Genomic DNA, 21,704 nt, shown 5'->3' on the forward strand with positions numbered 1-21,704 from the left:
GAGTGGACATGAGCGGACGTGATGAAGCACTGGCGCGGCTGATGCCGGCCACGCGCGATGCACCCGGCGCGATGCAACTGGGTGTGCAGGTCGGGCGGCTGGTCGCGCTGACCGGCGCCGGGCCTTGGGTGCGCATGGACGAGGATGCAGCGCCCTTGTGCGCGCGCACCACCGTTCAGCTCGGCGACGAAGACGTGGGCGGCGAAGTGGTGGTCGCCTTCGACCGGGGCGACACGCATCGTCCCCTGGTCCTCGGGCGCGTGCTGCCGGCGCAGCAAGGCGACAAGGGCCGCGCCATGCATGCGCAGGCCGACGGCGACCGGCTCGTGCTGTCGGCGCGCGAGCGCATCGTGCTTCGGTGCGGCAGCGCCAGCATCACGCTCACGCGTGCGGGCAAGGTGCTCATCGACGGCCACTTCGTGCAGAGCCGCGCCACCGGCGTGAACGCCCTCAAGGGCGGCTCCATCGAGCTCAACTGAGCGCGAGACCGATCACTGGTGTTGCCACGATGTCGCTGACCGTCTACGCAGAGGGCATGGGCCTCTTCCACAAGGGAAGCGGCGGCAAGGGTATTGCGCCTGGCGATGTGTGCCTGACGCCGCCGCCACCGCCGGGCGGGCCGCTGCCTGTGCCGTACGTGAACGTGTGCAGCGCGTCCGACCTGTCCAAGGGAAGCCGCTCGGTGCTGATCGACGGAGAGCCGACTGCGCTCGAGGATGCCTCGGAGGTCAGCACCAGCACCGGCAATGAAGCCGGCACGCAGGGCGGCAACGTGGTCACGCACAAGACCAAGGGCAAGGCGGTTTTCTCCAACTGGTCGCACACCGTCAAGGTCGAGGGAAAGGGCGTGTGCCGCCATGGCGACCCGATGGGCCAGAACTGCGCGACACCGCCGGTGGGAATCATCGAGCCCGCGGCGCTGGTGCGCGTGGCGAAGTCCCACAAATGGGATGGAAGCCAGCCCTGCAAGAACCGCTACAAGCGCCCCAAGGAGGGCAAGCCCAATGCAGCGCAGCGCAAGAAGATCGCGGGCAAGAAATGCTGGAAATGCAAGTGGCGAAACGCCACGGTGCCGGACCATCAGCCGCCGCTGATCGTCGCCTGGTACCTGGGCGGGTGCAATGCGGTGGCCAAGTTCAAGGACTGGGCCAAATCCACGGGCGCCACGTCCAAGGGCCACTGCCGGCCGTGCTCGGGCAAGCAGGGCGGCACGGTGTCCAGGCGGCATGGGACGGCGCGTGTGAACGCCTTCCTGCAAAAGATCAAGTAGGGCCGGAACGCGGCCAGCCAGGAACTAGGAGATGCCGATGAGCGACTACAAGGAGTTGTTCGACGCCTATGTCGTCGAATTGCGGCAGGCCAAGGCCGTGGCCGAGGCCTGGTGGCAGGCCCTGCTGGTGGGCGAGATGCAGGCCGGCGCCGATGCGGAGGCGGCCCGGGAGGCCGTGGACTGGCGATGGCCGCTCGGGCCTGTGTCGCATCCCTTCGTGATTGCGGTCTTTCGCAAGTACGCGCTGGAATGCCAGCGGCTCAACGATGCGGCGGAGGAAGCCGAAGAAGACGAAGACGATGAAGAGGACCTGGACGACTCCAGCGAGTCCGACTGGGGCCGCGACGACACCGATGAAGAGGACGAGGAAGCCGACCTCGATGCCCTCGAAGCCCCGGTGGAGCCGCGCGAGCTGCTGATCGAGATGCTTGCGAACCGGATCGAGGACCTGGCCGAGTTCATGGCCGACTTCGTCTTTACGCCGCTGGGCCTCGACAAGAACGAGCGATGGATCTGAACGCGGCCTCTGCTGCCGTTCGCGCCGATGAAGGAGTTGCCATGAAGCCGAAGTACATGACGGAAGAAGGGATGAACGAAGGGATTGCGAGGCTGCTTGTGGCGCCGCGCGACCTGGCGCTGAGCGGCGCGGTGGTCATCCATGCCTCGCCTGCGCGCAGCGAGGCTTCGGCCGCGCACCGCGCGCTCTACGCCAGGTACCGCAAGGAGTTGAAGAAGGTGCTCGACGAGGCGGAGCAATGGTGGGCCTACCGCACCGAGTCGCTGAAGGAAGAGGTGGGCTCGGCCAAGGAGGCGCGCATCGCGAACTGGGCCGAGTTTCCGGCGGGTCCGGTCTCGGACCCGAACACCGTCGCGGTCATCCGCAAGTACTGGCTCGCCTGCGCGGCCCTGAACGCCGGGGAGGCTGCGCCGGTCGCGCCCGAGTCCTTCCTGCTGCAATGGGTGGTCGACGAAGGCGACATGGCCACCGCCGAGCTGCTCTCGGCGATGCCGTACTGGCCCGTGGGGCTCGACGGCGCCGGCCGCTGGACCTGAGGCACGGTGCACGCGCATGTCGCCCGCAATCTTCAACACCACGCCGTTCGCGCAGCAATGCATGCTGCTGATGGACCGGGAGGGACAGCTGTTCTTCTGCATCCTCGTGTGCGCGACCTACGGTTTCGATGAGGAGGGCGAGCCGTTCCCGCTGCCTTCGCAGCTGCCGCCCCCGCTGGGGGACGAGCCGCACGGCGTGCCGGGCCAGTCGTCGCTGCTGCGCGCGAGCGCAGCCAGCGCGTCAAAGCCCGCCGTCGACTTCATCGTGAACGCTTGCGCCCATGCGCCGCATGGCGAGCCGGTGACCGAGATGGCCGTGGGCGTGCGCGCGGGCGAATGGCGCAAGGTGCTGAGCGTTACCGGCGACCGGCAGCGCACCGGGCTCACCGGCGCGCGGGCGTCGCCGCCGCAGCCTTTCACGAGCATGCCGCTGCGGTATGAACGCGCCTTCGGCGGCAGCCTGCGCGACGACGCGGGCGCTGTCAGCGCCTGCCATCTGGGGAACCCTGTTGGCGTCGGGTGGCGCGGCGCGCGCTCGCCGGACCCCGCGGTCGCCAGCGACCTGCCCAACATCGGGCCGTTCGGCCAGCAGATGGACGCGGCCGACGCCGCATTCCCGGTGGCCGGCTTCGGCGCCATCGCGCCGAACTGGACGCCGCGCCTGAACCATGCCGGCACCTACGACAAGGCCTGGACGGATTCGCGCTGGCCGCTGCCTCCGGTCGATCTCGATCCTCGCTTCTCGCAGTGCGCACCGCTCGACCAGCAATGGTCGCATGCGATGGCCGGCGCGCAGGTGCAACTGGCCAACCTGACGCCGGACGGGCTCTGGGCTTTCCGCATGCCGGCCCCGGAGATCGATGCGACGGTGCTGCACTCGGCCGGCGTCTCGCAGCACCGGCTGCGCGTGGACACCGTGTATGTGGATGCCGAGGCGCGCACCGTGTCCGTGCTGGCGCGGCACTGCCTCACCGGTCTGCGCCGGCTGGGCCTGGTGCGCGAGATCGTCATCGGCGATGTGTCGCCCGCGTGGCTGCGCGCGCAGCGCCGCGGCAAGCGCCATGTCGGCCGCGGCGCACCGGTGCTGGCCGAATGAAACCGGGCCCGCCGCCATGCAACTGATCTACGCCACCGGATGCGTCACCGCCGTGGGCATGGACGCGGCCCAGACCTGCGCGGCAGTGCGCGCGGGGCTGAGCGGCATCGAGGCGGTGCTGCCCGACACCGGAGACCCGCTGCTGGCGGCGCGCGTGCCCGGCGCCGGCAAGCTGAAGCGGTCGCAAGTGGCATGGCTGCGCAAGCTCCTGTTGCGCGCCCTGCGCGAATGCATGGGAGCCTATGCCGGCGACATGGCGCGCTGTGCCTTCTTCGTTGCCTTGCCCGAGCCGTTTCGCAACCATGCGGCCACCCAGGACGGCACCGGCCACGCCTTCGCCGCGCGCGCCTTGCGCAGCCTGGGCCTGCGGCCTTCGCCGCACTCGCGCGTGCTGCTGGACGGGCACGCATCGGCCGCGGGCGCCATGGTGCTGGCCGACGCGCTGCTTGCGCAAGGTGAGATCGACGCCGCGCTGATCGGCGGTGTCGACTCGATGCTGAACGACGAGGACCGCGAACGGCTGCACGACAGCGGGCGGCTGCACGAGGCGTCCAACCCCTTCGGGCTGATCCCTGGCGAGGCGGCGGCGTTCTTCCTCACGGGGCGCACCGAAGGGCCGTTCTCGGAGCCCGCGATGGCGTGCCTGCTGGGCGCAGCCCAGGCGCACGAACCCGACAGCCTGCGCACCGACCGATATTCGGTGGGCAGCGGGCTGCAGCAGGCGATCGATGCGGCACTGCGCAGCGCGGGCGCGGCCGAGGAACAGATCGCGTGGCGCATCACCGACGTGAATGGCGAGCGGTACCGCGCCTGGGAGTCGACCGCGCTGCTCGCGCGCCAGTACCGCGCCTGGCGGGACGGCCTGCCGTGCATCCACCTGCCGGCATTCACCGGCGACGTGGGATGCGCCACGCTGCCACTTCAGGTGATCGTGGGGGCGCACGCCATGTACTGGGGCCATGCGCCGGGGCCGGTCGCGGTGTGCGAGTCATCGTCCGAAGGCGAGATGCGCGGGGCCTGCCTCATCGGTCCCGCCGGCGGCGCGCGCACGCCGCCGTTCCGCGCCTTCCTTCACTGGAGCGGCGCCAACGCGTCGCCGCGCGCGGTGGTCGCGCGGCAGGTGGAGCGCCTCCCGCACGAACTCGCCTGGCTGGTGCAGCACCGCAACCGGGTGGTCAACGGGCGGGACACGCTGCGCCAGCTCGCCGATTTCGACGAGCGCATCGATGCGCACATGGCGCTGTTGCGCACCACCGACGCCGAGGGCTGGAACGCCTGCGTCGCAAGCATGGAGGACGCCGGAGCCGGAGGGCTTTTTCGCACCCGCGGTGCTCGCGGTGGAGTCGGGCGATGCGTTGCAGCTGCGGCAGGTAGCGGCTGCCGCGGCGCAGGTCGAGGTGGAAGACGGCATCTGCGACGCCAGCCTGGTCGGCGCATTCGGCTGGGTGTCCCGCAAGGTGCTGGAAGGTCTCGTGGTGAAGATGGCAAGCTCGGGATCGCCGCTCGCACGCTACCTTGCCGCCGCCGCCCTGCATCTGCACCGCACGCCGCCAGGCGACCTGCTGTGGCCGCTGCTGGAAGACGATGTCGATGCGGTTCGCGCGCGAGCGCTGCAGCTCGCAGGCGAGGTCGGGGTGGCCGGCAGCATCGAACGCGTCCGCGTGAACCTGGCGCACGGGAGCGCGCAGGTGCGCTTTCGCGCGGCATCGGCGGCCGTGCTGCTCGGGGAGGCCCAACCCGCCCTCGATGTGCTTGCCGAGATCGCGGGAGGCGGCTCGGCCGAGGCGCCCGAGGCGCTGGCGCTGTTCCTGCGCGCCGCCGACCTGCCGCGCGCGCGCCGCGTCCTCGGCCAGATGACCCTGTCCATAGAGGGCGCCGAGGGTCGTGCGGCGCTGCGCCGCCTGATCGAAGCGTGCGGCGCCGCGGGCGATGTCCAGCTCGTGCCGTGGCTGATCCGGCAGCTCGACGACGCGGCGTCGGCCCGGCTCACCGGCGAGGCGCTGCGCATGATCACCGGCCTTGCCGTCGAAGCGACTTCGCTGACCGGTGCATCGGCAGGGCGGGGCAGCGCAGGATTGACCGACGATCCCGACGACGACAACGTCGCCGAGGACGAAGACGCCGGACTGCCCTGGCCGGACGCCGGAGCCATTGCCCGCTGGTGGCAGGACAACGAACATCTTTTCACACCGGGCCTTCGCTACTTCATGGGCCAGCCCCCGCACGCGGCCCATTGCCTGCGCGTGCTGCGCCACGGCCACCAGCGCCAGCGCGCCGCGGCCGCCCAGCACCTGTGCCTGCTGCAGCCCGGGATGCCGCTGTTTCCCACCACGGCCCCCGCATGGCGCCAGCAGCGCTGGCTCGATGCCCTTCAAGCCTGAGCGGACCCGCATGGCTGCCAAATACACCCTCGTCCTGCTCGCCATCGCATTCTTCGCCGCGGCCGGGCTGCGCTATGCGAAGGGCCGCACCTCGGGCGACCTGGACATCCGCACCTGGCTGCTCATCGCGATCGTCTTCAGCGCCGTGGCCGCGTGGCTGCAATGGCATACCACTTAAGGCGAGATTGCCAACCCGACCCACGGAATGAATACTCCTTCTGAGTTTTTTCGCCCGCGCACGCGCGGACAGTGTTCGCAGGCAGTCTTCGCAGGTAGAGGGGCATAGAGCCCCGGGGGCCGATTCATGATCCATATTGCTGTCATCACCCGGCAGGGCGCCCCGGCGGGGCAGCCCATTGCCGCCGATTTCGGCCCCAACGGGGGCACCATCGGACGTGCGGACACCAACACGCTGGTGCTGGCCGACCCCGACCGCACGGTCTCGCGCGTGCATGCGCAGGTGCTGTGCCGCGACGGCCAGTATTTCGTCATCGACCGCGGCAGCAATCCCATGCAGTGCAATGGCGTGCCGCTGGGCTCGGGCAAGGAAGCGGCGCTCACCGACGGCACGCAGCTCGTGGTGGGCAGCTTCGAGCTTCGCGTGCGCGCGCTGGCCGGCGTGGCGCCGCCTTCGCTGGCGGTGCCGAACACGGTGATGAAAGCACCCGCAGCGACGGCCGCGGTGTCGAGCGACGATCCGTTCGCGGACCTGCTGGCGGGCCTGGCGCCGCCCCCGCCACCCTCGGCGCCCGGCGCGGCGCCCAAGGCGTCGCCCGCCGATTCGCTGCTGTTCCCCGACCCGATGCAAAGCGGTTCGCGCAATGCACAGGCCGCGCAGGTCGATCCGTTCGCCAATCTGCTCGGGCCGGCGTCGTCTTCCGCGCCTTCGTCGCCGCCGGGCACGAACTTCGGCGGGCTCGACGATTTCTCGGACCTGGGCGCGCCGCCCGCGCACCGCAAGGCCGCGGGCATCGACGAGCTGTTCGGCGGCATGGGCGGGATGGGTGGCATTGGCGGCGATCCGCTGGCGCTCTCTCCGCTGGCCGACCCGCTGCTGCAACCCAACACCGCGTCAGACGCCGATCCGCTCGCGGCGCTGCAGCGTGCAGCCCCCGCCACGCCGGTGCCGCGCGCCGACCACCTGCCGATCGACCAGTTCGGCTTCACGCCGCCGAAGGCGATCACCGCGCCACCGCCCGCTCCGCCGCCACCGCCCGCTGCGCCGGCCATGCCCCGCGTCGAACTGCCGCAGTTCGACGACATCACGGGCCAGCCGATCCGCATCAGCGGGCCGGATGTCGCACTGCGCGAGCCGATCGAACCGCTGCTGCCGCCGACCCCGCCGGCGCCGCGGCCGCAGCCCGTAGCGGCTGCCAGGGCCGCCGGGCCGGCAGCGCAGCGCACGGCCTCCGACGACGAGCTGCTGGCCGCCTTCGTGCGTGGCCTTGCCAGCACGCACCAGACGCCCGAGATGCTCACGCCGGGCCTCATGGAGCGCATCGGCTCGATTCTTCGCAGCGCCACCGAAGGCACGCTGCAGCTGCTGCTCACGCGCCAGGAGTTCAAGCGCGAGGTGCGCGCCGAGGTCACGATGATCGCGTCGCAGGCCAACAACCCGCTCAAGTTCTCGCCCACGGTGGAGGTGGCGCTCGCGCACCTGCTGGGCCCCGGCGTGCGCGGCTTCATGCCGCCCGAAGCCGCGATGCGCGATGCCTTCAACGACCTGCGCGCCCACCAGTTCGGCGTGATGGTCGGCATGCGCGCGGCGCTGGCGCACGTCATCGCGCGCTTCGAGCCCGAAGAGCTCGAGAAGAAGATCGCGTCCAGGTCGGCGCTCGATGCGTTGTTCAGCGCCAACCGCAAGGCCAAGCTCTGGGATCAGTTCGTGGCGCTCTACGGCGGCATCGCGAGCGAGGCCGAGGACGACTTCCACAACCTCTTCGGCAAGGCCTTCCTGGAGGCCTACGAGGAACAGATGGCGCGCCTGAAGGCCGACGTGCCGCCCGCTGGCAACTGAACGTCCGGCACAAGAAGCAAAAGGCACTCCGCTTGGAAATCGAAATCGTCACGCTGTCCCGGCAGGGCGGCCGCAACTACAACGAAGACGTGCATGGCCACTGGCACGACGAGCGCTTTGTCGCGTGCCTGGTGGCCGACGGCGCGGGCGGCCATGGGGGCGGCGACGTGGCCGCCGCCACGGCGCGCACCAGCATGCTGGCCGGCTTTGCGGCCGCCCCAAGCCTGGACGGCGCCAGCCTTCGCGCACTCGTCGACCAGGCCAACCTCGACGTGGTCGCGCGTCAGGCCGAGGGCGGCAAGCTCGCGGGCATGCGTTCGACCATCGTGTTCGCGGCCATCGACCTCGAGCAGCACGTGCTCGCCTGGGTGCACAGCGGCGACAGCCGGGCCTACCTGTTCCGCGGCGGCGCCGTGGTGGCGCGCACCACCGACCACAGCCTGGTGCAGCAGATGGTGGCCGGGGGCATGCTCGACGAGGAGGGCGCGCGCCTGCATCCGCAGCGCAACATGCTGCTGTCGGCGCTCGGCTCGGTCGAAGAGGCACCCGACATCACGGTGTCGGACCGCATGCGCCTGCTGCCCGGCGACGTGCTGCTGCTCTGCAGCGACGGTGTCTGGGAGCCCCTGGGCGACGAAGCGCTGGTCGACACGCTGCATGCCTCGCGCACGCCCAGCCAGTGGGCCGAGCTGCTCGACACGCAGATCAAGGCGCACGCCAAGCCCGGCCACGACAACTACACGGTGCTCACGCTGTGGGTGATCGCAGACGACAGCGATGCGACGCGCTTGCTGCCGGCGGGCGGGGAAGCGACGATGCCGGCGGGGCTCGAGCCGGGCGCCAAGCCGGCGGAATAGGCGCGCACGCCCCGCGGTGCCTGCACGGCGCCGCGGGGCAGCAGGCTTCCGTCAGGGCTTTTTCTTGGGCCGGTAGGCCTTGAGCTTGCCCGTCACCGTCACGTCGACCGTCACCACGACGAGCGCCATCTCGAGCTTGCCGTTGTCCTGGCGCTTCATCTGCTTGCGCGTGGAGGTGGTCTTGGTGGGCGCGTCGTTCCAGCGGATCGTGCTGGAGCGCACCGCCTCCTTGTTGCCCTTGTAGTTCTGCTCCAGCACGGTGAGGGCGCCGGTGCCCGGGTTCTTGGAGATGATCGAGGTGTGGTGCGGATGCCCGATCATCACGGAAGGTTCGTCCACCCAGCCCGAGTCGTCCGAAAAGGTGACGTCGGTCGTGGTGGTCGTCGTCATCTCGTAGTCGCGGTACTGGAGGATGTCGCCGGGCAGCGCATCCTTGAGCGCGACTTCGTCGCCCCAGACATAGTCGGCGTCGTCGCCCATGGGCCCGAAGTCCGACGAGGTGCCGGCGCCGGCCTGGAGCAGGGCCTTGTTGGCCAGGTCCCAGCATTCGCCCGCGCCGATCTGCTTGCCGACCTGTCCACTGGCCCATTGGAGGGCCTTGGCGTTGAGTGTTGCCATCGTGTTCTCCGGCTCGAGGTTGAAGAAGCGGCCTCCGGCCGCGAGCGGCAGCCGGAGAGCGCGCCTCAGACCTTCTTGTTGGCCGCGATGTCCCAGCCGGTTTCCTTGGTGCCGTCGCCGGAACCGTCGGCCTTCTGGGGCGTGTATTCGTACTTGAACTTGGAGAAGTTCAGCGTGACCGTTTCGGTCAGGCGGTCTTCGCCGCCGCTGCCGCCAGTGTGGATGTTGCTGACGATGATGTCTTCCATCGTGAGCTTGATGTACTCGAGCGGCGTGGCGCCGGCCTTGCGGACCACCAGGGTGCCCTTCTTGATGTGCTGGCCGTTGCAGCAGTCGAGCAAGAGCAGGTGCGACGAAGAGTCGACGTACTTGGTGACCGAGAGGTCCTGCACGCTCACCTTGCCGGCGCCCGAACCGCCGCCCACGTGGCCGGTGCCGGACTGGCTCGCGCCCCAGCTCCAGGCGAGAACGTCGATTTCCTTCTTGTGCGAATCGTCCTTGGATTCGCCGTCGACGCCTTCGAGCTTCAAAAACATGTCTGCAGCCATGATGCTTACCTTTCAGTTGTGTGAGTCGGAAAAAGAGAGGGCTTCCGGGCGGTGCCACCGCATGTGTGCCCGGGAGCTATGGAGAGAACGAGCGATGGGCCCGGTTTTCAAAGGCCCACCGAAGGCATATGCCGCCGGCTACTTGCCGCCCTTGGCGGAAGGCAGCTTGGACACCAGTCGCAGCGAGACGGTGAGGCCTTCGAGCTGGTAGTGCGGACGCAGGAAGAACTTGGAGGTGTAGTAGCCGGGGTTGCCCTCGACCTCTTCCACCACCACCTCGGCCGCGGCCAGCGGCTTGCGCGCCTTGGTTTCCTCGGACGAATTGACCGGGTCCCCGTCCACGTAGTTCATGATCCATTTGTTGAGCCAGCGCTGCATGTCGTCACGCTCCTTGAAGCTGCCGACCTTGTCGCGCACGATGCACTTGAGGTAGTGCGCGAAGCGGTTGCAGGCAAACAGGTAGGGCAGGCGTGCGGCCAGGTTGGCGTTGGCCGTGGCGTCGGGGTCGTCGTACTCCGCCGGCTTGTGCAGCGACTGCGCGCCGATGAAGGCCGCGAAGTCGGAGTTCTTGCGGTGGATGAGCGAGAGCAGTCCGGCCTTCGAAAGCTCGGCCTCGCGCCGGTCGCTGATGGCGATCTCGGTCGGGCACTTCTGGTCCACGCCGCCATCGTCGCTCGGGAAGGTGTGCAGCGGCAGGTTCTCCACCGCGCCGCCCGACTCGATGCCGCGGATGCGCGAGCCCCAGCCGTAGAGCTTGTACGAGCGGTTGATGTTGGTCGCCATGGCGTAGGCCGCATTGGCCCACGAATACTTGCTGTGGTCGGCGCCCGCCGTGTCTTCCTCGAAGTCGAACTCCTCCACCGGGTTGGTGTTGGCGCCGTAGGGCGTGCGCGCCAGGAAGCGCGGCATGCACAGGCCCAGGTACTTGGAGTCGTCCGATTCGCGGAGCGACCGCCAGGCGGCGTACTCGGGCGTGGAGAAGATCTTGGTCAGGTCGCGCGGATTGGCGAGCTCCTGCCACGACTCCATCTGCATCAGGTTGGAGCTCGCGCCCGTGATGAAGGGCGCGTGCGCGGAAGCCGCGATCTTAGCCATCTCGCCCAGCAGCTCGACGTCGGGCGGGCTCTGGTCGAAGTGGTAGTCGCCCACCAGCGCGCCGAAGGGCTCGCCACCGAACTGGCCGTACTCCTGCTCGTAGACCTTCTTGAACAGCGGACTCTGGTCCCACGCGGCGCCCTTGAACTTCTTGAGCGTCTTGCTCAGGTCCTTCTTGGAGATGTCCATCACCCGGATCTTCAGGTGCTCGTCCGACTCGGTGTTGTTCACCATGTAGTGCAGGCCGCGCCAGGCGCTCTCGAGCTTCTGGAAGTCCTCGTTGTGGAGGATCGCGTTGACCTGGTCGGTGAGCTTCTTGTCGATTGCCGCGATCATGGCCTGGATCGACTTGGTCACGTCCTTGCCGATGACCGTGCTGTTGCTCAGCGCCTGCTGCGCCAGCGTGAGCACGGCCGCCTCGACGGCGCTCTTGGCCTCGTCGCTGCGGGGTTTGAACTCCTTTTGCAGGAGCGATGAAAAGTCGCTCCCCGCGTACGCGACGTCCTTGAGTGCGCTCTGCTGCTCGAGTGCTTCTGCCATGATGCTTTCTCCTGGTGGTCCGGTGGTGTTGGTCAGGCGGCGGGCGCGGTGCCGTCTTCGGGTTTCTTGCTCGCGGCCAGCGTGGCCAGCAGCGCCGGGTCTTCCAGCACCTTGGCCAGCAGGTCCTCGGCGCCGCCCTTGCCGTCCATGTAGGTCACCAGGTTCGACAGCTGCGTGCGCGCTTCGAGCAGCTTGCTGAGCGCGTCGACCTTGCGGGCCACTGCGGCGGGCGAGAAGTCCTCCATGTTCTCGAAGGTGATGTCCACCTTCAGGTCGCCTTCGCCGGTCAGCGTGTTGGGCACGGAGAACGCGGCGCGCGGCTTCATGGCCTTCATGCGCGAGTCGAAGTTGTCGGTGTCGATCTCGAGGAACTTGCGGTCGGCCACCGGTGCGAGCGGGTCGACCGGCTTGCCCGAGAGGTCGGCCAGCACGCCCATCACGAAGGGCAGCTGGATCTTTTTCTCGGCGCCGTAGAGTTCGACGTCGTACTCGATCTGTACCCGGGGCGCCCGGTTTCTGGCGATGAATTTCTGACTGCTCTTGGCCATGGGAAGTGCTCCTTGCGGGTGTGGATGGGTCGGGCCGGTAAAACTGGGAACGAAAAAGATGAGGCGGGCTTACTCGGACGGGCGCTTGCCGGTCACGTTCTCGATGGTGTCCATCGCGTTGGGCGCGAGGTTGGCCATGATCTCGAGGAAGCTCACGCCAATGAGCTTCTTCGCGCGTTCGATCAGGAGCGGCGCCGGATTGCCGGGCTCCGCCTGTTCGAGATAGCGGATCACGCGGTCGAGCATCTGCACCGCGTCCTGCCGGTTCTGGATCTCGCCGCGCGCGGCGGCCGGGCGCGATGCGCCGGCGCCTTGCGATTCGTCGGTATCGGCGGCGGCCCCGGCGTCCACCTCTTCGGGGGCGCCGCTCGCGAGGCTGCAGGCCCGCTGCAGCACGCGGCCGATGCCGCGCAGCACGCCCAGGTCGATGGCATCGCCGCGGCCGGTGCGCTCGGCCAGCAGCGCCTGCAGCTTTTCGACCAGGCCCGGCACGCTCACCGCGGCCTGCAGGAGTTCGGGGCGATCCGCCTGGATCGCCTCGAGGCCGCCCTGGATCTGCGACATCGAATAGGTGGCTTCGCCGCCGACGGCCGTGAGCGCATTGCTCGCAATGGCGATGTCGCGCACGCGGATCGGGCCGACACCGGCCGCCACGCCCACCTGCGCGTCGTACAGGTCGCGCAGCACCATGTTCTCGTCGGTGAGCGGTGCCAGCGCATTGAGGCGCATCGTGGGGTCGTTGTCGTCGTCCGCATCGAGCGTTGGATGTATGCCGTCCCAGAAGCGGTCGAACAGGCCGACGAGCAGCTGGAGCCCGGCGACGAAGCCCGGCACGCCCTGCAGCCGCGTGGATGCGCGCAGCAGCAGGACGGCGGCACGCACGTCCTTGCTCCGGCGCAGGATGGCGTCGGACTGTTCGGCCACGTCGCGCCACTCCGGCTCCACCGCGGGGATCACGGTGTCGCCGAACTGCTGCTCGGGCTTGCCCTGCGCGGAGGCCGCCAGCGCGGTGAACGCGGCGTCGTACTCCAGGTCGTCGCCGCACGGCGATGCCTCGCCGATGGGCGTGAGCAGGGCTTCGACAAGTTCGTTGGTCAGCATGTTGCCTGTTCGAGTTGGCTGGTGATAATCAAAGATGCGTCCGAACCGGTCAATGCAACGAAGGGAATAGCATGCGCACGCTGGGTACATACCATTCGTCCTATGGACGCTCTCCTGCCGCGGTTGCGCGGCGCGTGGCACTGGCCTCGGGGCTCGCATTGGCCGGCGCGCTGATGGTCGGTTGCGCAGCACCACCCAAGCCGGTGGTCACGCCGGTGTCGATCACGCTGGTGGCGGGTGCCGACGCCAACCCCGATGCGCGCGGCCGCGCATCGCCGCTCACGGTGCGTGTGTATGCGCTCAAGACGCCCGGCCCGTTCGAGGGCGCCGACTTCTTCTCGCTGTTCGAGAAAGACCAGGCCACGCTCGGCGCCGAACTGGTGCAGCGCGAAGAGATGCTGCTGCGCCCTGGAGAAACCAGGAAGCTCGACCTCACCTTGCCGGCCGATGCCAAGGCCATCGGCGTGATGGCCGCGTTCCGCGACCTGGACCGTGCGCGCTGGCGCGAAGTGCGCGCCGTCGAACCCGGCAAGCCGCAGACGCTCACGGTGACCTTCGGCGCCCGGCAGATCCGCGTCGACGCCAAATAGCTTCGCGCGCCGTCCGCTCATGGCGGTGCCGCATGGCCCGGCGAAGGCCGGCCGGAGCGCGCGAGCGGCTGGTCCGCCGGCAAAAAATGCGTGAACAGGTCGTGCACGAACGCACCGCCGGCGGCACCTGACGCAGCGGCCGTGAAGTACAGGCCGCGCCAGCGCAGCCCGCGTGCCGGGCGCGCGGGGCTTTCGAACAGGGCCTCGGCCACCTGGCGCAGCGCGGGCTGCAGCGCGCGCATCGCCTCGATGAATTCATGGATCGCAAGCCGGCCCCTTGCGCCCGGCTGTTCACGCAGCAGCGCCATGCGCAGCGCGTGCAGCTGCCGCGCCACGGGATCGAACACGGCATCCAGCCGTGCGGCCGCCGGCTCATTGCCGGCGATCGGCTGCGCCATGCGATGGCCGATCGCCTGCGCCAGCACTTCGGGCGGCAGCGCACCGCGCAGCGTCGCATAGCCCGCCAGCTGCTCCAGGCCCGTCACCACCAGGTAGACGGGAAGTTGGAGGCGCAGGGTTTCGCCGGCCTCTTCGAGCAGCCGGTGCATGCGGGCCGCCAGTGGGTTCATCGTCTCGGCGCCCTGGCGCAGCAGCTCGCTCGCGGCCACGCACACCACCAGCCCGTGCAGCGGCTGCCGCTCGCGCCGCTCGGCCAGGGCCAGGAGCGCCTGCAGCCAGAGGCCGCGCGTGCGTGGCGCCGCCGCCGCTTCGCTGACGGCGGTGGGATGCAGTTCGATGGCGGCCATCGAACCCGTGAGCCACCAGCGCCAGTACGGATCGCCGAAGGGCTCGCTGCCCGAAGGCGCCAGCCGCTCGGCATTCGCCGCGGCCAGCAGCCCGGGCAGGTTGGCCGCGGCGTCGCCGATGAAGAGAAACCACGGCACTGGTGCGTTGCGTTGCCGGTGTGGCTGGCGCAGCGCCTGGCGTGCCTGCGACATGGCGTCGCGCAGCGCGTCGATCGCGGCCTCGTCGATGTCGGCGGCCTGCGGGCCCAGGGCACCGATGCGCCGCCGCAGCGCGCGCCTTCGGGCACCGCGGCCGGCGTCGCGCACGCTGGCGTACAGCAGCACGAAGCCGGCCAGGCACAGCGACAGCAGCAGGCAGAAGAGAAGGATGGGCGACGGTGCGATGTTCATCGCGCGGCGGTTTCGAGCGACACGAAATCCGCGATCAGCCGGTCGCCGCCCTTGTTGGCCGCGAGCGCTTCGCGCAGGCGCAGCAGATAGGCCGAGGCGAGTTCGAACGGTGGCCGGTCGGCGGTTTCGTTGAACGGCATGGGAGACGAGAGCACGGTCACCAGCACGCTGCCGAACGGCGGGCCCACGAGCCAGCTGGAAGGAATCTCGCGGCCGAGTTCGAGCTTTTCGCCGGCGCGCAGCCGCGTGGCGACCTGGCCTGCGTTCAGGTGCATGACGGCGCCGTCGGCCGTGTAGTAGTCCACCCACAGGTAGCTGTCGTGGTTGGGCGCCGCCACCAGCATCCGTACGCTGTCGCCCTCGCGCAGCTGTCCGTTCCTGGCGGTGGGGGCTTCCACGTCCAGCCCGTAGGCCTTGTCGCGGTTGCGCAGCTGGTAGGGCTTGAGGATGGCGAACACCTCGCAGTGCGGCCACAGGCGCAGGTCGATGTCGAACGCGGGAGAGCCGACGCCCGGCATCGCAGCCACTTCGCGCTCGACTCTCTTCACGTCCTCGGGCAGCGAGACGAAGCCGCTCACGCGCAGCCTGCCGTCCTTGCCGGCGGTGGCCGCGAGGTCGGCGCAGGCATAGGTCTGCAGGTGCTGCTCGATGCGCTGCCCCAGGTTGGGTTCCACGGCGGGCGGCCCGGCAAGCCAGAGCCACCACAGCAGGACCACCAGCGGCACCAGCAATGCGAGCGCGCCGCCGGCACGCAGCAATGCGCGGTCGCGGCGCCGGGGGTCGTGCGATCCCGGAGGGTCCGGCGCGCGATAGGGTTGCGGCGTGATGCGGTCCTGCACCAGGCTGCCGAGCGGCAGTGGTCGCAGCCGCAGTTGCCTTCCGTGCAGGTCCTTCAGCTTGCCGAGCTCGCCCTGGTCGCCGTCCTCGAAGTAGTACTGGCCCTTGAAGCCATGCACGAGCGCATGCCAGTAGACCTCGCGCACCTCGTCGTCTGCGGCGGTCAGCGACGACAGGTGGTGGAAGAACTCGCTGTGCGCGTTGTTCGAATTGAAGAGTTGCGCCTGCAATGGCGCGGGGCTGGTTGCCGCGTCGGGATGGCGCGCCAGGATCTCGTCCATCCAGGCCACCATGGCGAAGGCCGCCGATTCGACCTGTGCCGCAGGCGTGCCCGCTGCAGCCGCCGCGGCGCGCGCCGCGTCCAGCAGGCGGCGGGCCTGCTGTTGTGCACCATCATGGGACAGCGTGGGGCGGCCGGCGGCATTCGATGCGTCGAGCGCGAGGCCGTAGGAGAGGAATGCCGAAAAACAGTCGAGCAGACGGGCCATGAACCGCGCCCGTTCACTGCGCTTGCATGGCGAAGGATGCCTTGCACCGGCGTCTGCAGCGATGGCACATGCCCATGTCCCGGGTTCCTTCGAATAGGCGGCCATTCTTCCAAACGCGAGGCGGCGCACGCCATACCGCTTGGGGTCTATGCCGTTCGACGGGCAAACCGGCCTTGCTGGGCGAGGCAATCGCCGGTATCTTCGGCGTACGCTGAGTTCAATGCACGCTGGGACTGGGACATGCCATGAAAATTCTGATCGCCGACGACCACCGGCTCGTCATCGAGGCGGTCAAAGCCAAGTTGTCGGAGCTCGAGCCCGGCATCGAGTTCGTCCTGGCGATGAGCGTCGACGAACTGCTTGCCGGCGCCACCGACGAGCTCGACCTGGCCCTGATCGACCTCAACATGCCCGGTGCCGACGGCCAGGCCCACATCGACGAAATCCGCCGCCGGCATCCGGCCTTGCCGGTCATCGTGCTTTCCGGCTACGAAGACCCCGCCATCATGCGCAGCGCGCTCGAACGCGGCGTGCTCGGCTTCATTCCCAAGGCGTACTCGCCCGAGGTCATGCTGTCGGCCGTGCGGCTGGTGCTGGCTGGCGGCGTCTATGTGCCGCCCATGATGCTGACGGCGCTGCCGCCGGGCATCGTGGCCGGCGTACCGCCCGCGCAGAACGGCGACGCGCGCTCCGCGGGCGCATCGTCGGCAACGCTGGAGCACCTGCGCAGCGTGCTCACCGAGCGCCAGGTCGAGGTGCTCCAGCTGCTGTCGCAGGGCAAGCCCAACAAGCTCATCGGCCGCAGCCTGGGCATCAGCGAAGGCACCGTGAAGATCCACCTGGCGGCGATCTTTCGTGCGCTCAACGTGCGCAACCGCACCGAGGCGGTGGTGGCCGCGCAGGCCCTGACCGAAGCGCAGCAGGCCTAGGCCGCGCAGCTGCGCCGCGGGCCAGTTCGCTGGCTCAGGTGCAGCTGAGCTTCATGGCCTCGGGCCGACGCTCACGCTGTCCCAGTGCCGGGTCTTCCACGCGGACAGGCACCAGCAGGATCGCCGCGTCCCGCCCGGCTGTTTGCCCCGCGCAACTCGGCCGTGGAAATCTCCGCGCATGGCTGCTCCCCGGATGCGCGCATTTCCTACGCTGCCCGGTGCGCGAGATGTCCAGTCTGTATCCGATCCATCTCATTCTTTTTCTCTTTCCGATCGAAGGAAACCATGGCCACGAGCAGCATCCTGGGAGGCGACTACCTGCCGATGGAACCGAAGGGAACGGACGTCGACAGCCTCGGCCCCAGCGACACGAGCGACAGCGGAAGCGACGTGCGCACCTCGCGCGAACGCACCGCCATTCCCGAAGACGCCGCGCAAGGCGCGATCCCCATTGCGCACGACAGCAGCAGTGATGCGGAGGGCACCGGCGAGCGCGCATCGGCGGATGCGCCGCCGCCTGCCGCCGATGCCGACATCCTGCCGGACCGCATCGGCATCTTTCCGGACAGCGCCGCCGACGTGGCCGCATCCATCGACAACGACGATGCGGGCACGCCCGACCAGCTGGCCGATGCCGGCATCGATGAAGACGAAACGGAGGACGCCGGCGACGAGCCCGATTGAGGCGAAGCCCGGTGTGAAACGCATGCACGGCCCTCCTCTCGAATGCGCACTGCAGAGTCTCCAGCAGCTGGCCTATGCCCGGATCGCACGCGAGTTCCATCGCGCCAGGCAGGCGCGCACCGACCTCGATCTGGAGACCGACACGGTGATGGACGAAGCACACCGCCGCGTGCTGCACTGGGAGCGGGTGCTCGCGGAACTGCGGCTGCTGTTCGACGATCAGCGCCAGATTGCCAGGATCAAGATTGCGCGGGCGCTCTACCTGCGCATGCTGCTCGAAAGCGCACCCTCGCGCCTCCAGTCGTGGAGCGACAGCGCCAGCATGGGCGAGATGCCGCACTCCCACCTGTTCGAATGGATCTCCTACGATTTCGAACGGCTCGAACTGGCCGAGCTCGAAGGCTCCATGTCGACAGAGGAAGCCGCGTCCTACGCGCAGGCGCTCGACGCGCGCGCCAGCAGCATGCGCGAGGAGTGAGCTTCACGCGCCCGCCTCAACCCCGGCCCAGCACGACGGCCTTGTCCTGGATGTAGCGGTCGAACTCGATCTTGGGAATGGCCGCCGTCAGCGACTGGCCGTTCTCCGTCCAGGTGAGCACGACGCTGTCGTCGGCCATGAGGACCTGGACATCGCCCTCGGGAATCTTCAACTGCGGGCCATCGCCCGCACGGAACTCCACGTTGCCCACGATGCGGGCGTCGATCTGCGTGGTGGAAGTCATCGGCTGTGTTCCTTCGTGGCTCATTGGGGCGCGGGGCGCGCATGGCGGTTGCTGCCGTCCTTGCGCTGTTCCTTCGACGGATCGCCGTCCCGGGTGGGCGCGAGGCCACCGGGCGTTGCGGCCGACGGCGGGCGCGAGGTCTGTGTGCGCGCGCTCGCCGGGCCCTTGTCGCTGCCGAGGCCACCCTGGTCCATGGCGCCGTTCGGCTGCTCGGCCGGGCGCGTGGCCGGTGCCTTCTGCGCGTCGCTCTGCGGCGGCGCGCGGGTGCCCTTGGGGTTGCCGGTGGGCTGGGCCGCGACGGCCATGGCGAGCAGGGTGCCGGCCACGAGGCCATATTTCAGATGACGGAGTGCGGAGCGCGATGCAGGTGTGGCCATGGGAGAAATCCTTGAGATGAATCTGCAAGCCTCCTTTCTCGCGCACCCTGGGCGCGCCCTTGTAGGCAGGCGCAGCATTCCCGCGCCGGTGGCATGCCTGCGCACTTGCTGGTGCAAAAGACGCGCAGCTTTCCTACGCACCTGCGCACGGGCGCGGGGCACGGTGCAGTTTTGCAAGGAAGGATTCGAGCGTGACCAGATCCACCACAGAGACGAACAAGCCAGCGCAACCGGCGGATACACCTGCCTACGGCAAACCCACACCCGCGCAGAAAAGCATGAAGCGCGAAGCCAGGACATCCGCAGAGAACGGCGAGCCCGTGGGCCCCAACGACGGCCCCGCGATCACTTCGGCGCGCAAGCCGCCCACGCCGGGCGACGCGGGCGTGGGCGAGTCGGACAACGAGGGCAGTTCGCCCTACAGCCAGCCCGGGCGCCCCGAAAAACCATTCCGCGAGGAGTGAGGCGCTGCCCGGCCCGGCCGCCGGGCCGTGGCCGAAGAACCCCTACAGCGGACGTCGGGCGACACCGACACGCGCGCGTGTCCGCCCGAACACCATTCGATTTGGAACCCGGCGCATCGCGGCCGCCTAGTGCCCCGCCTGCAGCTGGCGATTTTTCAACCCGCCTCGATTCCAGCGAGGCACATGATGGAGCAAATACCATGGCCAACTACACGAACACCGCCGGCACCGCCACCAATGAAAACGTGGTCGAGGTGCTGAACGACCTGCTCGAGAACACGCGTGACGGCGAATACGGATTCCGCGCCTGTGCCGAGGAAGTCGATTCGCCGCAGCTCAAGCAGGTCTTCCAGAACCGCTCGGCCGAATGCGCCAAGGCCGCCGGGGAACTGGTGCAACTCATCCGGCGCTTCGGCGGCTCGCCCGACGATGGCGGCACGGTGAGCGGCGCCATGCACCGCGGCTGGGTGCACGTGAAGGGCTCGGTGGGCGCCAACAGCGCGCTCTCGATGCTTGAGGAGTGCGAGCGCGGTGAAGACGCCGCGGTGGCGCGCTACCGCAAGGCGCTGAAGGCCGATCTCCCGGCCGACGTGCGTGCCGCGATCCAGCAGCAGGCCGACGGCGCGCAGCGCAACCACGACCAGATCAAGCAGCTGCGCGACCAGATGCGCAACAAGTAAGGGCGCTGCCCCGGCGAGCGGGCGGCCCGGGGACGGCGGGGCAAAATGGACATCGTCTTGCAACTGCGGCAGTCCGTACTTGAACTCCTTCTTCCCCGACCTCACCCGCTTCGAAGCCGCCATCGTCGATCTCGATGGCACCATGGTGGACACGCTCGGCGACTTTGCGGTGTCGCTGAACCGCATGCTCGCCGACCTGTCCTTGCCGCCGGTGGCTGCGGCCGCCATCGGGAACATGGTGGGCAAGGGGTCTGAGCACCTGATTCTCTCGGCCCTCGCGCATGTGATGCCGAGCGATGAGACCGCGGGCGCACCGGCGCTGCATGCACGGCCAGAGGCGCTGTTCGACCGGGCCTGGGAACGCTACCAGCACCATTACCTCGCCATCAACGGGCAGCACTCGGCGGTGTACCCCGGAGTGGTCGAGGGCCTCGAGGCGCTGCGCTCGCGGGGGCTGCGCCTCGCCTGCCTCACCAACAAGCCGACCTCCTTCGCCAGGCCGCTCCTGGCGGCCAAGGGGCTCGATGGCTTTTTCGAGTTCGCGTTCGGCGGCGATGCGTTTACGCGCAAGAAGCCCGATCCGCTGCCGTTGCTGAAGACCTGCGAGGCGCTCGGCACCGTGCCCGCACGCACGCTGATGATCGGCGACTCGAGCAACGACGCCAAGGCCGCGCGTGCAGCGGGCTGTCCGGTGCTGCTGGTGACCTACGGCTACAACCACGGCGAGCCGGTGCGCGGCGTCGATGCCGATGGCTTCGTGGATTCGCTGGCCGCGCTCGATCACGCGGCGGTCTGAGCCGGAAGGTCGTGGCTAAGGCTGCTTGCCGAGCAGCGCGTCCTTGAGCTTCCAGTCGGCCGGCACCGGGCCGAGCCAGATGCGCAGCAGCGCGTTGAAGAAGGCCTGTTCCTTGATCGGGTCGGGCTGCGCCACGCCGCGCACCGTGATCACGGTGCCCGTGCCGGGCAGCCAGTCGACCGTGAAGGTGTCACCGGTCTTGAGCTGCTTCTGGTCGGCAAACATTTGTCCCATGCGCAGCAGACCGGGAATCAGGTTGACCATTTCGCTCTTGGGCGAATTTTCTTCCACGCCCTTGGTGAAGAGCTTGCCGAGTTCGTTGGCATCGATGTCGCGCAGCATGGTGATGGCCACGCGCTTGGGACCTGGCGCGGCGAGCGCCTCTTCGGGGGTGGAGACTTTCTTTCCCACATAGAACCCGGCCGTGTAGACCTTGAAGACGGCTTTGTAGCGAACCCCCGCGCCGTTGAGCTGCAAGGTGCTGCCGCGCAGGTCGAGGGTGTCATTCAGCTTGACGCCGCCCACGTCGACCTGGGCGGCGGAGGCGCCGAGCACGGCGCAGGCGAAGGCCAGGGCCGCCAGGCGGGAGAACGGCAAGGTCGGGAGCGAAAAGGCGGGCAAGGGGTTCTCCTCAATTTGCGAACGGTCGTGCTAATGTATCTTTTCGTTCTACCCCGTCTTCCTCGGGGGAACCCTGAAGCGGCCGGTTGCACGCGGCGGCGTTTTCGTCGGCTAAACTCCACGCTCCATGTTCGTTCATCACATCATTCAAACAGGTGAAGGCAGCCGGGGAGCCTGGCCCTGGCGTCGCCATACATCGCTGACTGTTTGATTGCACGGCGCACGCCGTGCGCCCGCGGTACCGGATCGCCCATCG

At 68.9% G+C, this 21,704-nt stretch carries 29 protein-coding genes; 16 read left to right on the plus strand and 13 right to left on the minus strand.

The features are described 5' to 3' along the window. Positions 1-8 precede the first annotated feature (8 nt). Genes ABID97_RS05105 through ABID97_RS05125 form a run of 5 tightly spaced genes read left to right on the plus strand, consistent with a single transcriptional unit; the run spans position 9 to position 3,419 of the window. Positions 9-479, plus strand: coding sequence for a DUF6484 domain-containing protein (locus tag ABID97_RS05105; RefSeq protein WP_354397462.1), 471 nt, complete (start codon positions 9-11; stop codon positions 477-479). A 29-nt stretch (positions 480-508) separates the two neighbouring features. After that, complete coding sequence (locus ABID97_RS05110; RefSeq protein ID WP_354397463.1) at positions 509-1,270, plus strand: DUF4150 domain-containing protein; 762 nt, start codon at positions 509-511, stop codon at positions 1,268-1,270. A 37-nt stretch (positions 1,271-1,307) separates the two neighbouring features. Next, the gene (locus ABID97_RS05115; protein WP_354397464.1) at positions 1,308-1,787 is read left to right on the plus strand and encodes a hypothetical protein; all 480 of its coding nucleotides are present in this window, start codon (positions 1,308-1,310) and stop codon (positions 1,785-1,787) included. A gap of 41 nt (positions 1,788-1,828) precedes the next feature. Beyond that, positions 1,829-2,323, plus strand: coding sequence for a hypothetical protein (locus ABID97_RS05120; protein WP_354397465.1), 495 nt, complete (start codon positions 1,829-1,831; stop codon positions 2,321-2,323). Positions 2,324-2,339: 16 nt separating this feature from the next. Then, a complete protein-coding gene (locus ABID97_RS05125) occupies positions 2,340-3,419 on the plus strand; it encodes a DUF2169 family type VI secretion system accessory protein (protein WP_354397466.1) in 1,080 nt (359 codons plus the stop codon). Positions 3,420-3,446: 27 nt separating this feature from the next. On the opposite strand, the gene ABID97_RS05130 is transcribed toward ABID97_RS05125, so the two are convergent. From ABID97_RS05130 to ABID97_RS05140, 3 genes are all read right to left on the minus strand, one after another. After that, the gene (locus ABID97_RS05130; RefSeq protein WP_354397467.1) at positions 3,447-3,653 is read right to left on the minus strand and encodes a hypothetical protein; all 207 of its coding nucleotides are present in this window, start codon (positions 3,651-3,653) and stop codon (positions 3,447-3,449) included. 6 nt (positions 3,654-3,659) lie between these two features. Further along, the gene (locus tag ABID97_RS05135; RefSeq protein WP_354397468.1) at positions 3,660-4,331 is read right to left on the minus strand and encodes a hypothetical protein; all 672 of its coding nucleotides are present in this window, start codon (positions 4,329-4,331) and stop codon (positions 3,660-3,662) included. 76 nt (positions 4,332-4,407) lie between these two features. Continuing rightward, the gene (locus tag ABID97_RS05140) at positions 4,408-4,653 is read right to left on the minus strand and encodes a hypothetical protein (protein WP_354397469.1); all 246 of its coding nucleotides are present in this window, start codon (positions 4,651-4,653) and stop codon (positions 4,408-4,410) included. Between ABID97_RS05140 and ABID97_RS05145 the strand changes: the two genes are divergently transcribed. The 4 genes from ABID97_RS05145 to ABID97_RS05160 all read left to right on the plus strand — a co-directional run bounded on the left by ABID97_RS05145 (position 4,646) and on the right by ABID97_RS05160 (position 8,674). Beyond that, positions 4,646-5,800, plus strand: a complete 1,155-nt coding sequence (locus tag ABID97_RS05145; RefSeq protein WP_354397470.1) for a TIGR02270 family protein — start codon at positions 4,646-4,648, stop codon at positions 5,798-5,800. The two genes, ABID97_RS05140 and ABID97_RS05145, sit on opposite strands and share 8 nt — an antisense overlap. A gap of 10 nt (positions 5,801-5,810) precedes the next feature. Next, positions 5,811-5,978 carry a hypothetical protein gene (locus tag ABID97_RS05150; protein ID WP_354397471.1) on the plus strand — a complete coding sequence of 56 codons (168 nt, stop codon included), beginning with the start codon at positions 5,811-5,813 and terminating at the stop codon, positions 5,976-5,978. 126 nt (positions 5,979-6,104) lie between these two features. Continuing rightward, a complete protein-coding gene (gene tagH / locus ABID97_RS05155) occupies positions 6,105-7,817 on the plus strand; it encodes a type VI secretion system-associated FHA domain protein TagH (protein WP_354397472.1) in 1,713 nt (570 codons plus the stop codon). Between the two features lie 32 nt (positions 7,818-7,849). Beyond that, the gene (locus ABID97_RS05160) at positions 7,850-8,674 is read left to right on the plus strand and encodes a PP2C family protein-serine/threonine phosphatase (RefSeq protein WP_354397473.1); all 825 of its coding nucleotides are present in this window, start codon (positions 7,850-7,852) and stop codon (positions 8,672-8,674) included. A 51-nt stretch (positions 8,675-8,725) separates the two neighbouring features. Here the strand turns inward: ABID97_RS05160 and ABID97_RS05165 are convergent, their stop codons facing one another. From ABID97_RS05165 to tssA, 5 genes are all read right to left on the minus strand, one after another. Next, positions 8,726-9,292, minus strand: a complete 567-nt coding sequence (locus ABID97_RS05165; protein WP_354397474.1) for a hypothetical protein — start codon at positions 9,290-9,292, stop codon at positions 8,726-8,728. Positions 9,293-9,357: 65 nt separating this feature from the next. Further along, the gene (locus tag ABID97_RS05170) at positions 9,358-9,840 is read right to left on the minus strand and encodes an Hcp family type VI secretion system effector (protein ID WP_354397475.1); all 483 of its coding nucleotides are present in this window, start codon (positions 9,838-9,840) and stop codon (positions 9,358-9,360) included. Between the two features lie 138 nt (positions 9,841-9,978). Then, entirely contained in the window at positions 9,979-11,475 is a 1,497-nt protein-coding gene (gene tssC, locus ABID97_RS05175; protein WP_354397476.1) for a type VI secretion system contractile sheath large subunit, read from the minus strand. Between the two features lie 32 nt (positions 11,476-11,507). After that, positions 11,508-12,023 carry a type VI secretion system contractile sheath small subunit gene (tssB, locus tag ABID97_RS05180; protein WP_354397477.1) on the minus strand — a complete coding sequence of 172 codons (516 nt, stop codon included), beginning with the start codon at positions 12,021-12,023 and terminating at the stop codon, positions 11,508-11,510. Positions 12,024-12,092: 69 nt separating this feature from the next. Next, complete coding sequence (tssA, locus tag ABID97_RS05185; protein ID WP_354397478.1) at positions 12,093-13,124, minus strand: type VI secretion system protein TssA; 1,032 nt, start codon at positions 13,122-13,124, stop codon at positions 12,093-12,095. Between the two features lie 71 nt (positions 13,125-13,195). On the opposite strand from tssA, the gene tssJ reads away from it, so the two are divergent. Beyond that, entirely contained in the window at positions 13,196-13,714 is a 519-nt protein-coding gene (tssJ, locus tag ABID97_RS05190) for a type VI secretion system lipoprotein TssJ (RefSeq protein WP_354397479.1), read from the plus strand. A 17-nt stretch (positions 13,715-13,731) separates the two neighbouring features. Here the strand turns inward: tssJ and ABID97_RS05195 are convergent, their stop codons facing one another. Further along, positions 13,732-14,850 (minus strand): type VI secretion system protein, encoded by a 1,119-nt coding sequence (locus ABID97_RS05195; protein ID WP_354397480.1) that lies wholly within the window; start codon positions 14,848-14,850, stop codon positions 13,732-13,734. Further along, entirely contained in the window at positions 14,847-16,175 is a 1,329-nt protein-coding gene (locus ABID97_RS05200) for a DotU family type IV/VI secretion system protein (protein WP_354397481.1), read from the minus strand. The genes ABID97_RS05195 and ABID97_RS05200 overlap by 4 nt, the downstream gene beginning before the upstream one ends. A gap of 245 nt (positions 16,176-16,420) precedes the next feature. On the opposite strand from ABID97_RS05200, the gene ABID97_RS05205 reads away from it, so the two are divergent. The 3 genes from ABID97_RS05205 (at position 16,421) to ABID97_RS05215 (ending at position 18,266) form a co-directional block, all read left to right on the plus strand. Beyond that, the gene (locus ABID97_RS05205; RefSeq protein WP_354397482.1) at positions 16,421-17,104 is read left to right on the plus strand and encodes a response regulator; all 684 of its coding nucleotides are present in this window, start codon (positions 16,421-16,423) and stop codon (positions 17,102-17,104) included. A gap of 285 nt (positions 17,105-17,389) precedes the next feature. After that, positions 17,390-17,788, plus strand: a complete 399-nt coding sequence (locus ABID97_RS05210; protein WP_354397483.1) for a hypothetical protein — start codon at positions 17,390-17,392, stop codon at positions 17,786-17,788. Positions 17,789-17,810: 22 nt separating this feature from the next. After that, a complete protein-coding gene (locus ABID97_RS05215) occupies positions 17,811-18,266 on the plus strand; it encodes a hypothetical protein (protein WP_354397484.1) in 456 nt (151 codons plus the stop codon). 16 nt (positions 18,267-18,282) lie between these two features. On the opposite strand, the gene ABID97_RS05220 is transcribed toward ABID97_RS05215, so the two are convergent. Continuing rightward, positions 18,283-18,510: a hypothetical protein gene (locus ABID97_RS05220; protein WP_354397485.1), complete on the minus strand. Its 228-nt coding sequence runs from the start codon at positions 18,508-18,510 to the stop codon at positions 18,283-18,285. 20 nt (positions 18,511-18,530) lie between these two features. After that, entirely contained in the window at positions 18,531-18,887 is a 357-nt protein-coding gene (locus tag ABID97_RS05225) for a translation initiation factor IF-2 (protein WP_354397486.1), read from the minus strand. 278 nt (positions 18,888-19,165) lie between these two features. On the opposite strand from ABID97_RS05225, the gene ABID97_RS05230 reads away from it, so the two are divergent. The 3 genes from ABID97_RS05230 to gph all read left to right on the plus strand — a co-directional run bounded on the left by ABID97_RS05230 (position 19,166) and on the right by gph (position 20,827). Further along, complete coding sequence (locus ABID97_RS05230; protein ID WP_354397487.1) at positions 19,166-19,351, plus strand: hypothetical protein; 186 nt, start codon at positions 19,166-19,168, stop codon at positions 19,349-19,351. Positions 19,352-19,551: 200 nt separating this feature from the next. Next, on the plus strand, positions 19,552-20,031 hold the full coding sequence (locus ABID97_RS05235; RefSeq protein ID WP_354397488.1) for a ferritin-like domain-containing protein: 480 nt from the start codon (positions 19,552-19,554) through the stop codon (positions 20,029-20,031). A gap of 79 nt (positions 20,032-20,110) precedes the next feature. Continuing rightward, entirely contained in the window at positions 20,111-20,827 is a 717-nt protein-coding gene (gph, locus tag ABID97_RS05240; RefSeq protein ID WP_354397489.1) for a phosphoglycolate phosphatase, read from the plus strand. 15 nt (positions 20,828-20,842) lie between these two features. Here the strand turns inward: gph and ABID97_RS05245 are convergent, their stop codons facing one another. Then, a complete protein-coding gene (locus tag ABID97_RS05245) occupies positions 20,843-21,448 on the minus strand; it encodes a chalcone isomerase family protein (RefSeq protein WP_354397490.1) in 606 nt (201 codons plus the stop codon). Positions 21,449-21,704 lie beyond the last annotated feature (256 nt).

Source organism: Variovorax sp. OAS795, from assembly GCF_040546685.1.
Taxonomy (GTDB): domain Bacteria; phylum Pseudomonadota; class Gammaproteobacteria; order Burkholderiales; family Burkholderiaceae_C; genus Variovorax.